We start from the raw sequence: 13,302 nt of genomic DNA on the forward strand, positions 1-13,302 counted from the left end.
GGAGCGCTGTTCTCTCAACCTGCCAGCGCGGGGCCGCCTTAGAGCCGACCGATTCTTTCTGACGAACCCGCCCCTGCAGTAGCCGTTGTTACCAGAGGAACGGATAGATACTCAGCAATCACCGCACGCAAAACCTGAGCAACCACCACAGCGTCCGAAGCAGAAGCCACATTCGTGAACCCCATCAACACCCCCTGCCCCTGCCCACCTTCCAACGTCCAGGCAGACAACGCCTTAACCCCCAACCCCGCCCGCTCAGCCGCCTCAGCCACCGCCCAATCCGGCACATCCACCACCAACCGCGCCAGCAAATTAATCCCTCCCGCTTGCTCATCCACCCGCAAGAACGCTCCGCAATGCAGCCGCAACGCCTCTACCAGATACCCCCGACGCTGCGCATACAACTGCCGCATCTTCTTCAAATGCCGAGTGAAATGCCCCTGCTCCAAAAAGTCCGCTGCGGTCAATTGCAACAACTGCGCACTCCGCTGTTGCAACACCCGAGCCCCCTGCTCAAACCTAGCCAGCAGCGCCGTGGGCACCACCAGATACCCCAACCGCAACCCCGGAAACAGCATCTTGCTGAAACTCCCGGCATAGATCACCCGATCATCACCATCCTGACGCTTGAGTGCCGCCAATGGCTGCCCGCGATAGCGAAACTCACTGTCGTAGTCATCTTCCACCACCCAACTGCCCTGCTCCCGCGCCCACGCCAGCAACGCCCGTCGCCGCGCCGGGCTCAGCGCAACACCCAGCGGGCTCTGGTGCGCCGGTGTGACAACCGCCAACCGTGCCTCACGTCCGCGCGAAATACCCTGCTCAACATCCAGCCCATCACGGTCCACCGGTACCGGCACCAGCTCCACACCCTGATGAATCAACAACTGGCGCGCATGCAGATACCCAGGGTCTTCAAACCAGCACCGCTGCCCTGCCATCGCCAATGCTTCACACACCAGCGTCAGGCCCCCCGCGTATCCGGCACACACAAACACCTGTTGCGGCGTGCACTCCACGCCCCGGTACAACGCCAGGTAGCTGGCTATCGCCACACGCAGCGCCTGGGTGCCGCGCTCATCGCCCATCGCCAGGCTGTTCGCGTCGGTGCGGCGCACTTGCTGGGTCACCAGCCGCGCCCACAGCTTGCGAGGGAAAGCATCCAAGGCCGGCAGGCCCATTTGCAGCGGCAGAGGGCCCGAAGTCACTGGCAACGCAGCCGGCATGGGTTTCACCGACACCTGCGGCAGCGCCTCGGCAATCACCGTCCCCGCCTGCCCGCGCGCCTCGAAAAAGCCCTCGCTGACCAGCAACTGATACGCCGCCTCCACCGTGCCTCGCGCCACCTTGAGTTCCTGCGCCATCGCCCGCACCGAGGGCACGCGCTCGCCGGGGCGCAACTGGCCCTGATCGATGGCCTGGCGAAAGCGTCGGTAGATTTCCTGGTATTTGGGCAGTGACGACATCTCGATTGGCTCGACGGGAAGACAGCACGAAGTCTGATCATGTCCCAACCCACTTGTCCAATCATGCCCCTGTCCGCCCAGCCGACCCACCATGAAAATGGCGCATCCCTTCACCGTCACAAGGATCGCCCATGAACCACCGACTCGATTACGCCCAGGCCGCGCCCGCCGGCTACAAAGCCCTGGGTTCGGTGCACAGTTACATCCACGGCTGCGGGCTGGAAAAAGAACTGATCGACCTGGTGTACCTGCGCGTCTCGCAACTCAATGGCTGCGCTTATTGCCTGGACAGTCACTCCCGCGACTTGCTCAAGCTCGGCGTGAGCCTGGAAAAAATCATGCTGTTGGCCGCCTGGCGCGAAGGTCTGCCGCTGTTCACCCCACGTGAACGTGCCGCCCTGGCTTGGGCCGAGGTGGTCACCCCGGTGGCGCAAACCCAGGTGCCGGATGCGGACTATGCAGACGTCGCGGCGGCGTTCAGTGAGAAGGAAATCGCCGACCTGACCCTGGCCATTGCCTTGATGAATGCCCTGAATCGCGTCGCCATCAGCTTTCGCAAAGTACCGGCGGCGGTCAAGGCACACCTGGAGAACCAAAAACCATGAATGAACATGTCGAATTTGCCCAGATGGAAACCCAGGCCGATCTGATTGCCAGCTTCGCGGTGATGCAACAGCTGCGCCCTCACCTCACCGACGCCACGGCGTTTGCCGAGCAAATCCAGCGCCAACGGCAAAACGGCTACCGCCTGCTGGCCGCACGCGAAAATGGCAACGTGATGGGTCTGGCCGGCTACCGGTTGACCGAAAACACCCTGTACGGCCGGTTTATCTACGTGGATGACCTGGTGGTAGACGCCACATTGCAACGGCGGCGCCTGGGTGAACAACTGCTGGACCGGGTGCGCGAGGAATCCCGCGCCCGTGGCTTTCGCTGGCTGGTACTGGACACCGGCATGCATATGGCCCTGGCCCAGCGCTTCTATTTCCGCCAGGGCCTACTGCCCCTGGGCATGCACTTTTCCCAGGACCTGAGCCAATGACCCGGGCCCTGCTCCTCAGTTTCAGCCCCCACGGCAAGGCCGCGCAGACCTTCAAACTGGCCCGTGCACTGTTGCGCGACCTGGTCCCCGACGCCGAGGTGACCGAGCGCGACTATGGCAGCCAAGCACTGCCACCCTTGACCCTTGAATATGCCAACGCGCTGACCACACCCGGCGGACTCGGCAGCAGCGCCACGGCACTCTCGGAACAATTGATCGTTGAACTGGAGGCCTGCGACCTGCTGATCCTGTGCACTCCCGTGCATAATTTCACCGTGCCGGCGGCGCTCAAGACCTGGATCGACCATGTGGTGCGCATCCAGCGCAGTTTTACGGTGAATGAACAGTTCGCCAAAGTCGGCTTGCTGCAAGACCGGCGCACCTTTGTGCTGGTCAGTTCGGGTAACGCCCGCAAGGGTCATGAGCCGGATTTTCTGACGCCGTACATGAGCACCATCCTGTCTACAGTGGGCATTCACGCGGTGGATTTCGTCTACTTGCCGGCCATGGTGCGCGGTGAAGAAGCCGTCAATCGCGCCCTGGAACAGGCACACCGGCAACTTGCGGTGGCAATCAGCTCTGGCCTATAAAAATAATGGCGCTAGAATCAGCGCCATTCCTGCACCTGACGCCTTGATACGAGCCCCCCATGAGCTTTGATTTCGACACGATCCACCCCCGCTTCGGCACCGGCAGCACCAAGTGGAGCCGCTACCCGCAAGACGTGCTGCCAATGTGGATCGCCGACATGGACATCGCCGCCCCACCCGCCGTGCTGCAAGCCCTGCACGCGCGCATCGACCAGCAGGTGCTCGGCTACAGCGTCGCCGGGCCGGATGTACGCGAAGCGATCATTGCCGACCTGTGGGCCAAGTACGCCTGGCGCGTGCAGCCGGATGCACTGCTGTTCCTGCCTGGCGTCGAGCCGGGTTTCAACATGGCGCTGCACGCGTTTGTCCAGCCGGGCCAGCCGGTGGTGCTGCAAACCCCCAACTACCGGCCGATCCGCCTGGCACCAGGCCACTGGAACCTGCCGCGCATCGAAGTGCCCTTCGAGCAGGTCAACGGCGAATACCTCACGCCGATGCCCGCGATGCGCCAGGCATTGACCGGCGCCGGCGCGCTGTTGCTGAGCAACCCGCACAACCCCATGGGCAAAGTCTTCCCCCGTGAAGAACTGCTGGCCGTGGCCAACGCCTGCCTGGAAAACGGCGCGCTGATCATCTCCGACGAAATCCACGCCGAACTGTGCTTCGACGGCCGTCGCCACATTCCCACCGCCAGCCTCAGTCCCGAGATCGCCCAGCGCACCATCACCCTGATGTCGGCCAGCAAGGCCTACAACGTCGCCGGTCTCAAGACGTGCTTCGCGGTGATCCAGAACGCCGAGATCCGCGAACGCTTCAACAATGCCCGTTGCGGCATGGTCGACAGCGTCAGCCCTCTGGGCCTGGAAGCTACCCGCGCGGCCTACAGCCAGTGTAGTGATTGGCTCGACGCGCTGGTGCAGTACTTGCAGTCCAACCGCGACTACCTGCTCGACGCCGTGCAAACCCGCCTGCCTGGCGTGGTGATGCACGCACCGCAAGGTACTTACCTGGCCTGGCTGGATTGCAGCGCCCTGGGGCTGGACGATCCGCAGCAGTTTTTCCTGGAACAGGCCAAGGTCGGGTTGAGCGCCGGTATCGAGTTCGGTGATGACAGCCAGCAGTTCGTGCGCCTGAACTTCGGCTGCCCACGGTCGATGCTGGAAGAAGGCCTGCAACGCATGGAACGCGCCCTGCGCAACCGTCAGGCCTGACTCACAACTGTTCGCAACGAGTGCCGCACCCCTGCTGTTACTGTTTTTGCCGGCCGCCGCAACCGGCTACAGCAGGGGTTCCAAGGCACGCCGATGTTCAACCTGGAGGTGGCGGCCACACACCCGAGCCTCACCCACCAGGGGACTCAGGCCTGAAAAAGTCCAAGGCTTGCACCTATCAAGGTGTACTCACAACTTGGCGATGGACACTTCTGTCGATTTTACGAAGGCAATCACTTCACTGCCTACTTTCAACTCCAGATCACGCACCGAGCGGGTGGTGATTACCGAAGTGACAATGCCGGACGCGGTCTGTACGTCGATTTCCGACACCACTTCCCCCAGCAGAATTTCCTTGATCACGCCCTTGAATTGGTTGCGCACGTTGATCGCTTTAATGGTCATGTCGGCTTTCCTTTTGGTTGTTGGGTCAATCCGCACGAATGCCCAGGCCCTCAAAATGCGCCATCGACCAGAACATTAAAAGGAATATATAACTCTTTATTTATTCTTTATGGACATATGCGAACTGTTGCACCACCGACAGTGGATCAACAGTTTGCCTTCTCCCGCTACAACCACATTTCCCTAAAGCCCCGGAAACACACGTACAGGCTAGATGGCACAGAGACTGCATATTCCTGAAAAGCATGATGGAACATGCCATTTAATTTTTCTGAATATAAGAAAGCCTTCTCTCAATGCCTTGCCGGAGCTGTTCCATGAAACCCTTCACCCAACGCTTACTCGGCGCATGCGCCCTCGCCCTGTGCCTGCAACCACTGGCCCATGCCGCTGAAACCGACCCCGCTGAAGTCAATCTCGACTACGCCTATTACTCGCCCGTCAGTCTGGTGCTCAAGCACTTCGGCTGGCTGGAACAGGCCCTGCCGCACTCCAAGGTGGGCTGGGTATTGAGCCAGGGCAGCAACCGTTCCCTGGAATACCTCAACAGTGGCGGCGTGGATTTCGCCTCTTCCGCCAGCCTGTCTGCCGTACTCAGTCGCGCCAATGGCAGCCCGATCAAGTCGGTGTACGTCTATAGCCGCGCCGAATGGACCGCTCTGGTGGTGCGCAAGGATTCGCCGCTCAAGAGCGTCACCGACCTGAAAGGCAAGAAAATCGCCGCTACCAAAGGCACCGACCCGTACCTGTTCACCCTGCGCAGCCTGCAAAAAGCCGGGCTGAAAAAGGACGATGTGGAACTGGTGCACCTGCAACATCCGGACGGTCGTACCGCCCTGGAAAAAGGTGACGTGGACGCCTGGGCCGGCCTCGACCCGCACATGGCCGCCAGTGAAATCCAGGCCGGTTCGCGCCTGCTGTACCGCAACAAGGACTTCAACAGCTACGGCGTGGTCAGCGTCACCGAGCAGTTCGCCAAGGCGCATCCGCAGACCATCACCAAAGTACTCGGCGCGTATGAAAAGGCCCGCGATTGGGCGGTGAAGCACCCGGATGAATTCGCCAAGCTGCTCGCCGACGAATCCGGCCTGCCGTTGGAAGTGGCCAAGCTGCAACTGTCGCGTACCGACCTGAGCACACCCTTCCTGAGCAGCAAGGACGTGGTGTCGTCAAAGGCGGCCGCACCGATCCTGGTGTCCGAAGAACTGGTGCGCAAAGGCGTGAACGTGGACCAGGTGATCGACCAGTTGATCGACACCTCGTTCGGCCACTAAGGAGCGCGTGATGACCAGCAAAACCCAAGCATTGCCCCTGGTCGAGCCGGTGGCGATCAATCGCAGTGCCTGGCCGAGGCGGCTCAAGGGCCTGGTGTTGCCGGTGCTGATCCTGCTGGTGCTGGAGGTGGTGGTTCGAGTGGGTTGGTTGCCGTCGTACCAGATGCCGGCGCCCAGTGAGATCGCCGTGACCCTCACGGACCTCGCCGAAGGCTCACTGTGGAAACACATCAGTGCCAGCCTGGGCCGGGTGCTGCTGGGCTTTGCCATCGGTGCCAGCCTGGCGCTGGTGTTTGCCGCCTGGGTGGGCTTGAGTCGTGAGGCCGAAGCCTACCTGGAACCGACTTTCGCCGGGCTGCGCTCGATTCCGAGCCTGGCCTGGGTGCCGCTGTTGCTGCTGTGGCTGGGCATCGACGAGACCTCGAAGATCGTGCTGATCGCCATCGGCGCGTTCTTCCCGGTGTACCTCAATGGTGTCGCCGCCATCCGCGACATCGATCGCAAGCTGGTGGAAGTCGGGCAAATGTACGGCTTCAGTCGGTGGCGCCTGGTGCGTCGCATCCTGTTGCCGGCCGCCCTGCCTGGCCTGTTCACCGGGTTGCGCAGTGGCTTGAGCCTGGCGTGGATGTTTCTGGTGGCGGCCGAGCTGATCGCGGCCACCAAAGGCCTGGGTTACTTGCTCAGCGACGGGCGCGAGACCTCGCGGCCGGATATCGTGTTGGCGGCAATCATCGTGTTGGCGTCGCTGGGCAAAGTCAGCGATGGCCTGCTCGCCACGCTGGAAAAGCGCTGCCTGGCCTGGCGCGATACGTTCCAGGGAGCAGGACAATGAGCGTGCAGCCACTGTTGGACATTCATGTAGCGCGTAAAAGCTTCGCCCACACCACCGTGCTGAAAGACGTGCGCCTGGCCCTGCAACCTCGGGAGGCCGTGAGCCTGCTGGGCCCCAGCGGCTGTGGCAAAAGCACCCTGCTGCGAATCGTTGCCGGCCTGGAAAAAGACTTTCAGGGCGAACTGCGCAGCCCCGATGGCGAAGTCGCCTTTGTGTTCCAGGAGCCTCGGCTGATGCCCTGGCTCACGGTGGAGCAGAACATCGGTTTCAGCGATGACAAGCACTACGACAAGGCCTGGGTCATGCAACTGATTGAGGAAGTCGGCCTCAAGGGATTTGCCCAGGCGCTGCCCAAGGCATTGTCCGGCGGCATGGCGCAACGGGTGGCGATTGCACGCGGACTGTATTCACGCCCGCAGGTGTTGCTGCTGGACGAACCCTTCAGTGCGGTGGATGCCTTCACCCGCATGAAGCTGCAGGACCTGCTGTTGCAACTGGCCAAACACCACGCGATCGCCTTGCTGCTGGTGACCCATGATGTGGACGAGGCGCTGTACCTGAGTGACCGCGTGCTGGTGATGGATAACCGTCCGAGCAGCATTCGCCAGGAACTCGCCGTGGACTTGCAGCACCCCAGGGACCGGCGTGACCCGATGCTGGCGCAATTCAAGGCACTGTCCTTGACCGAGCTGCAACGCGCCCACGTTATCTGATATCGCCTTCTTGGCCGCACCCCATTGAAAGGGGGTGTCAGGCCAGGGATTTGCGCGGTGTGAGGGTGACCCAATACCGCGTGCGTGCGTGCAACTCCAGCCCCAACGTCGAGGCCAGCAGGTTGAGGATGCGGTCGGTGTCGTCCAGGCGAAAACTGCCGGTCACCCGCAACGTTTCCAGGCTCGGTTCCCAACGTAACACGCCTGGCCGATAACGCTCGAGCTCCCGCAGGAAGTCACCCAGCGCCTGGTTCTGCGCAGTCAGCACACCGTCGCGCCAACCCAGCTGCACTACATCAAACGGCACCCAGGCCCCCAAGCCGCTGGCTTTCAGCGGCGCTTGCTGCCCGCCCTGCAGTGTCGTCATTTGACCGTTCAGGTCCCGCACCTGGACTGAGCCCTTGAGCACCGACACCAGACAACCGCTGGCCTGCTGCCTTACACACACATCGGCCTGGCTGACGCTCAACTCGCCGTAGCGCGTCCGCACGGTCACCGCCGCCGCGCCGGGTACGTTCAACGCCAACTCTCCGTCCACCAACGTGATGCGTCGCTGCGCCAGGTCCACGTCCACCGCCGTCGCGGTATTGAGCTGCAAGCTCCCGCCGTCGGCCAACGGGATGCGCTTGCGCTCGCCGGTCGCGGTGTGCAGGTCGGCACGCCAAGCCTCGATGGGCAGTTGACGGCTGATCAGCCAGGCGGTCGGCACCAATGCTGCAATTCCCAGGGCGCGCTTGAGCACGGCGCGGCGCCCAGGGTGCGGGCGATCGAGGCTGGCCATCGCCAGGGCCTGGGGCAAGTCGCTGAAACGCTGGCGCAAGGTCTGGGCTTTTTGCCAGGTCTGTTCGTGCTGGGGATGGCTGTCACGCCAATGCTGCAAGGCGGCGTGATCACGCTCGGTGGCGGCGCCGGATTCCAGCAGCGCCAACCACTGCGCCGCGGCGCGGGCAACGTCACGGCTCACAGGTCCACCAGCAGGCAATGTTCGTAAGCCTGGGCCATATAGCGTTTTACCGTGCGCTCCGACACGTCCAGGCGCTCGGCGATGTCCCGATAGCCCAGGCCTTCCAGTTGGCTCCACAGGAACGCACGGCGGACCAGCACCGGCAAGCCATCGAGCAATTCATCCAGGGCTTGCAAGGTTTCCAGCAGCAGCCAGCGCTGTTCGGGCGACGGCACGCAGGCTTCCGGCAGGCTGGCCAAGGCATTCAGATAAGCCTGTTCAAGACTGCGCCGCTGATGGAAATTCACCAGCAGGCGCTTGCCGACCGTCACCAGATAGGCCCGCGGCTCCTGCATCTGCGCGATCGGCTGAGCGCTGGCCAGCACACGCAAGAAGGTATCCTGGCTCAGGTCGGCCGCATCCCAGGCATTGCCCAGACGCCGGCGCAGCCAGCTTTCCAGCCAGCTGCGGTGGTCGCGGTACAGGCTCGACAAGGTCAGTTCGGGGGCGTGGGTCGGAACTACAACATCATTCATGGCGAGCGACCTGCGCGGCGCGAGTGAGTCTCAAATGAGATTCATTCTATTTAATATCGCGTCGACACACCATGGTCTTTTCAACATTGCCGCTTTAAACGATCTCTCGCCCGTTAACCATCGCGAGAGCGGATACTTCACTTATTAAAACCTCCTTGTTACAACATGGGAAAATCTGTAATCGTCGGTACAGATTCAAGAAAACCGCAGCTATTCAGCCTCCGACTTAGATTCATGTAGCCACCACCAGCGCCGTCAATCGTCTGGCCCTCGTGGAGGATAATTCCAGCCCTCAAGTGTATGTGTCTGCATTGCTCTCGCAATCAAACACCCGCCCCCGGCCCACGACACTTCCAGCCTTTAGCAGCGCCCCCGGCGCCAACACTGCATTGGCGCCGATCCGACACTGGTCGCCGAGCAACGCGCCAAACTTGTCGCACCCCGTGCGCTGCAAGGTCCCGTCAACCCGCACCCGCACTTCCTTGTCATCGCGCTCGTTGCGGTAGTTGGCAACGATGCTCCCCGCCTCCAGGTTGATCCCATGCCCCAACACCGAATCGCCGACAAAATTGAAGTGCGCCAGCTTGCTGCCGCTGAACATGAACGAGGTCTTCAACTCGGCACCGGGACCGATGATGCAATGCTCATCCAGCCAGCATCCGCCCCGTAGCAGTGAACCACTGGCGATAAAGCAGTGGGCGCCGATGATCAGGGGTGGCTTGAGCAACGCGCCAGCCTCGACGGTGGCGGTACGGTGGATGGCGATTTCATCCTGGATGATGTACTCGTCGGCCGGGAGTCTGGCCAACAACTGGCGAACGACCGCAGGCGCCTGGGTTGCCAGTGCCCAGGGTGTAAGGTCAGCCCATGGCGCAAGGGCGGATCGGGAGAACTGGGCGATGTAGTCGGTGAGTCGAATCAACGTCGAATCCTCTAACGGTCAGAGAAGTTCGAAACGCTAGCATGGACATACGACTCTTTACTATTTGTCTTTTTGTGGATATTTTATCCAGCATCAGACAACGAGGTCCGCCCATGCCATCGCCCACTTACCAAGACGTCATCGACGCCGCGCAACGCCTGGAAGGCGTTGCGCACGCGACGCCGGTGTTCACCTCGCGCACCCTCGACGCGCTGACCGGTGCACAGGTGTTCATCAAGTGTGAACACCTGCAACGTGCAGGCTCGTTCAAGTTTCGCGGCGCGTTCAACGCCCTGTCGCAATTTAACCCGCAGCAGCGCAAAGCCGGCGTGGTGGCATTTTCATCCGGCAACCACGCCCAGGGCATAGCGCTGGCGGCGCAGTTGCTGGGCATCCCGGCGACCATCGTGATGCCCACCGATGCACCGGCCGCCAAGGTTGCCGCCACCCGTGAATATGGCGCCAGCGTAGTACTGTACGACCGCTTCACTGAAGACCGCGAGCAGATCGGCCGCAACCTGGCCACTGAACAGGGCCTGACCCTGATCCCGCCCTACGACCATCCGCACATCCTCGCCGGGCAAGGCACGGCTGCCAAGGAACTGCTGGAGTCCACCGGACCGCTGGATGCCTTGTTCGTTGGTCTCGGCGGCGGTGGCATGCTCTCGGGTACAGCGTTGTCGACTCGTGCCTTGTCGCCGGATTGCCTGCTGTATGGCGTGGAACCGGAAGCCGGCAATGACGGGCAGCGCTCGTTTCGCAGCGGCAGCATCGTGCATATCGACACGCCGAAGACCATTGCCGACGGCGCTCAGACCCAGCACCTGGGCAATTACACCTTCCCCATCATCCGTGACAACGTCAACGACATCCTCACCGTGTCGGATGCCGAGTTGGTGGCGGCGATGAAGTTCTTCATGCAGCGCATGAAAATGGTGGTCGAGCCTACTGGCTGCCTGGGCCTGGCGGCCTTGCTCAACGAAGCAGGCCGGTTCAAGGGCCAACGGGTAGGCATTATCGTCACCGGCGGCAATGTCGATATCGAAAAGTACGCGGCCCTGCTCAGTGAGGCCTCATGAACAGCATCCACACTTCGACGGCTTCCCCGCCCGCCGGGCATTACGCCCAGGCCATCGCCCACGGCGACACGTTGTACATCTCCGGGCAATTGCCGGTCAGCCCGGACGGTCGGCATAACCTGTCGGCGACATTTGCCGAGCAGGCGCGGATCGCCTTGACCAATCTATTGGAAATCCTGAACGCCGCCGGTGGAACGCCGGCGGATCTGGTGAAGGTCACCGTGTATGTCGCCGGCGTTGAGCACTGGCCCGCATTCGACAGGGTCTACGCCGCCGCACTGGGTGAGCACCGCCCTGCCCGCGCCGTAGTGCCGGTGCCCGAATTGCATCACGGCTATCTCGTCGAGATTGAAGCGATAGCGCGTTACTTGGCGTAGGTGTAGACCGCCGCGCGCGAGACGCCCAGGTGCGAGGCCACGGTTTCCATGGCCCGGCGAATATCCAGGCAGCCGGAGTCTTTCAACTCCTGCATGAGTACACGCCGGTCCGCCGCCTTCAGCGCACGCGGGGTGGTGGCCAGGCGCGCTGCGAACTGGTCGATACGCGCACGGATGACATCGGCGCCGGACGGGTCCAAGGATTCGATGAGTTTGTCGCCGCTGACCGAGCCAAACTGCTCCAGCATGCCCTGCAAGCCACGGAACAACGAGAGATCGACGTTCATGCATAAGGCCGCCACGTACTCGCCGCCAGCGCCCTTGATGCCGATCGACGTGCTTTTGACCTGGCGGCCGTCGCTGAACTGGTTCTGGTAATTGGCGATGACTTGCGGGTACTCGGGGTCGGCAATGCGCGCAAGGCCCAACTCGGTGGTCGGGTCGCCCGCCGCGCGTCCGGACAGGTTGTTATGGATCGCCAGAATCGAGTGCTGCGGGTCGCGCAAGTCGTGCAGCACCACTTCGCAGAACGGGCTGAAGGTCTTGCTCAAGCCTTCGGCGATCTGTTCGAGCTGGCTGATCAGGTGAGTATCGTTGGGAGAGGTATTTTTCATGCAAGACAACATATCCAGTCCTGGACAGGGCGTCAATTTACACCCTGCCCCTCATTGTGGAGCCCGCACCATGGAGACCCCTGCCGCCTTGATCGACAGCGTGAAAATGCAGCGCAATATCCAGCGCATGCAGCAGCGCGCCGACGCCCTGGGCGTGCAGTTGCGCCCCCATGTCAAAACCCACAAGTGCGCCGAAGTGGTGGCCGCACAAATCGCAGCGGGCGCCAGCGGCATCACGGTGTCGACGTTGAAAGAAGCCGAGTATTTTTTCGCGCTGGGTATCCATGACATCCTCTACGCGGTGGCCATGGCCCCGCACAAACTGCCCCAGGCCCTGACGCTGCGTCGCCGGGGCTGCGGCTTGACGTTGATCACCGACAGCTTGGCCGGTGCCCAGGCGATTATCGATTTTGGCCGCCAGCACGACGAAACCTTTGCAGTGATGATCGAGATCGATTGCGACGGCCACCGCTCCGGGGTCAAGCCGCACGACCCTTTGCTGCTGGACATCGCCCGACTGCTCGGCGACACCCTCACCGGTGTGCTGACCCACGCGGGCGAAAGTTACGGCCTGGATACGCCTGAAGCCCTGCAAGCCATCGCAGAGCAGGAACGCGCCCGTTGCGTCGAGGCGGCCGAGCGGATTCGTGCCGCCGGCCTGCCCTGCGCCGAGGTCAGCGTCGGCTCTACCCCGACCGCACTCTCGGCCGTCAGCCTGGAGGGTGTGACCGAACTGCGCGCCGGGGTCTACGCGTTCTTTGACCTAGTGATGCACAACATTGGCGTATGCAGCACCGATGAACTGGCCTTGAGCGTACTGACCACAGTGATCGGCCATCAGGCAGAAAAAGGCTGGATCATCACGGATGCCGGCTGGATGGCCATGAGCCGGGATCGCGGCACGCAATCGCAGAAAAAGGATTTTGGCTACGGCCAGGTCTGTGATGAGCGTGGTACGCCGATCGAGGGGTTGCTGTTGAGCAGCGCTAATCAGGAGCATGGCGTGGCGCATTTCCAGGGTGTGGATGTGGTCGCCCAATTCCCCTTGGGTACTCGGCTGCGCATCCTGCCAAACCACGCCTGCGCCACCGGAACCCAATTCGGCAGTTATACCGCGGTGTTAGCGAATGGCGACCTACAGGTCTGGGAACGCCTGCGCGGCTGGTGATACACCGGTCACAGCCCGGCTTGGCGGCGATGGTGCCCGCAATGTCCATGCATGGTCCAAGGACCCAGGTGATGATCAGTGAAGATCGATGCCCGCTTGTGTCGTTGACCATCGTCACCACACACCATAT

General features: G+C 62.0%; 16 protein-coding genes. 10 read left to right on the forward strand and 6 right to left on the reverse strand.

The features are described from left to right. Positions 1-38 precede the first annotated feature (38 nt). Positions 39-1,466, reverse strand: coding sequence for a MocR-like pyridoxine biosynthesis transcription factor PdxR (gene pdxR / locus AB4O08_RS00170; RefSeq protein WP_256454674.1), 1,428 nt, complete (start codon positions 1,464-1,466; stop codon positions 39-41). A 131-nt stretch (positions 1,467-1,597) separates the two neighbouring features. Between pdxR and AB4O08_RS00175 the strand changes: the two genes are divergently transcribed. Genes AB4O08_RS00175 through AB4O08_RS00190 form a run of 4 tightly spaced genes read left to right on the forward strand, consistent with a single transcriptional unit; the run spans position 1,598 to position 4,309 of the window. After that, positions 1,598-2,071, forward strand: a complete 474-nt coding sequence (locus tag AB4O08_RS00175; protein WP_010210663.1) for a carboxymuconolactone decarboxylase family protein — start codon at positions 1,598-1,600, stop codon at positions 2,069-2,071. Beyond that, positions 2,068-2,508, forward strand: a complete 441-nt coding sequence (locus AB4O08_RS00180) for a GNAT family N-acetyltransferase (protein ID WP_010210668.1) — start codon at positions 2,068-2,070, stop codon at positions 2,506-2,508. Before AB4O08_RS00175 ends, AB4O08_RS00180 begins: the two co-directional genes overlap by 4 nt. Then, entirely contained in the window at positions 2,505-3,098 is a 594-nt protein-coding gene (locus AB4O08_RS00185) for an FMN-dependent NADH-azoreductase (protein WP_460114617.1), read from the forward strand. Before AB4O08_RS00180 ends, AB4O08_RS00185 begins: the two co-directional genes overlap by 4 nt. A 59-nt stretch (positions 3,099-3,157) precedes the next feature. After that, positions 3,158-4,309, forward strand: a complete 1,152-nt coding sequence (locus AB4O08_RS00190; protein WP_460114618.1) for a MalY/PatB family protein — start codon at positions 3,158-3,160, stop codon at positions 4,307-4,309. 189 nt (positions 4,310-4,498) lie between these two features. On the opposite strand, the gene AB4O08_RS00195 is transcribed toward AB4O08_RS00190, so the two are convergent. Further along, positions 4,499-4,714, reverse strand: coding sequence for a TOBE domain-containing protein (locus AB4O08_RS00195; protein ID WP_003173733.1), 216 nt, complete (start codon positions 4,712-4,714; stop codon positions 4,499-4,501). A 317-nt stretch (positions 4,715-5,031) separates the two neighbouring features. Between AB4O08_RS00195 and AB4O08_RS00200 the strand changes: the two genes are divergently transcribed. The 3 genes from AB4O08_RS00200 to AB4O08_RS00210 are packed head-to-tail and all read left to right on the forward strand — an operon-like array spanning position 5,032 to position 7,533. Then, positions 5,032-5,988: an aliphatic sulfonate ABC transporter substrate-binding protein gene (locus AB4O08_RS00200; protein ID WP_154846835.1), complete on the forward strand. Its 957-nt coding sequence runs from the start codon at positions 5,032-5,034 to the stop codon at positions 5,986-5,988. A gap of 10 nt (positions 5,989-5,998) precedes the next feature. After that, positions 5,999-6,820 carry an ABC transporter permease gene (locus tag AB4O08_RS00205; protein WP_010210680.1) on the forward strand — a complete coding sequence of 274 codons (822 nt, stop codon included), beginning with the start codon at positions 5,999-6,001 and terminating at the stop codon, positions 6,818-6,820. Continuing rightward, positions 6,817-7,533: an ABC transporter ATP-binding protein gene (locus AB4O08_RS00210; RefSeq protein WP_047543719.1), complete on the forward strand. Its 717-nt coding sequence runs from the start codon at positions 6,817-6,819 to the stop codon at positions 7,531-7,533. Before AB4O08_RS00205 ends, AB4O08_RS00210 begins: the two co-directional genes overlap by 4 nt. Positions 7,534-7,570: 37 nt before the next feature. Here the strand turns inward: AB4O08_RS00210 and AB4O08_RS00215 are convergent, their stop codons facing one another. From AB4O08_RS00215 to AB4O08_RS00225, 3 genes are all read right to left on the reverse strand, one after another. Further along, positions 7,571-8,497 carry a FecR domain-containing protein gene (locus AB4O08_RS00215; protein WP_010210682.1) on the reverse strand — a complete coding sequence of 309 codons (927 nt, stop codon included), beginning with the start codon at positions 8,495-8,497 and terminating at the stop codon, positions 7,571-7,573. Then, a complete protein-coding gene (locus tag AB4O08_RS00220) occupies positions 8,494-9,012 on the reverse strand; it encodes a sigma-70 family RNA polymerase sigma factor (RefSeq protein WP_010210683.1) in 519 nt (172 codons plus the stop codon). Before AB4O08_RS00220 ends, AB4O08_RS00215 begins: the two co-directional genes overlap by 4 nt. A 292-nt stretch (positions 9,013-9,304) precedes the next feature. Beyond that, the gene (locus AB4O08_RS00225) at positions 9,305-9,934 is read right to left on the reverse strand and encodes an LbetaH domain-containing protein (protein ID WP_154974093.1); all 630 of its coding nucleotides are present in this window, start codon (positions 9,932-9,934) and stop codon (positions 9,305-9,307) included. A 113-nt stretch (positions 9,935-10,047) separates the two neighbouring features. Between AB4O08_RS00225 and AB4O08_RS00230 the strand changes: the two genes are divergently transcribed. Both AB4O08_RS00230 and AB4O08_RS00235 read left to right on the forward strand, forming a co-directional pair. Beyond that, on the forward strand, positions 10,048-11,013 hold the full coding sequence (locus AB4O08_RS00230) for a threo-3-hydroxy-L-aspartate ammonia-lyase (protein WP_010210685.1): 966 nt from the start codon (positions 10,048-10,050) through the stop codon (positions 11,011-11,013). Beyond that, the gene (locus AB4O08_RS00235; RefSeq protein ID WP_010210686.1) at positions 11,010-11,390 is read left to right on the forward strand and encodes a RidA family protein; all 381 of its coding nucleotides are present in this window, start codon (positions 11,010-11,012) and stop codon (positions 11,388-11,390) included. The genes AB4O08_RS00230 and AB4O08_RS00235 overlap by 4 nt, the downstream gene beginning before the upstream one ends. Here AB4O08_RS00235 and AB4O08_RS00240 read toward each other — a convergent pair. Next, entirely contained in the window at positions 11,378-12,004 is a 627-nt protein-coding gene (locus AB4O08_RS00240) for a helix-turn-helix transcriptional regulator (RefSeq protein WP_010210687.1), read from the reverse strand. The genes AB4O08_RS00235 and AB4O08_RS00240 overlap by 13 nt on opposite strands. 70 nt (positions 12,005-12,074) lie before the next feature. On the opposite strand from AB4O08_RS00240, the gene AB4O08_RS00245 reads away from it, so the two are divergent. Then, the gene (locus AB4O08_RS00245; protein WP_021491965.1) at positions 12,075-13,172 is read left to right on the forward strand and encodes a DSD1 family PLP-dependent enzyme; all 1,098 of its coding nucleotides are present in this window, start codon (positions 12,075-12,077) and stop codon (positions 13,170-13,172) included. The last annotated feature ends 130 nt before the right edge of the window (positions 13,173-13,302 follow it).

Source organism: Pseudomonas sp. H3_E07, assembly GCF_054668895.1.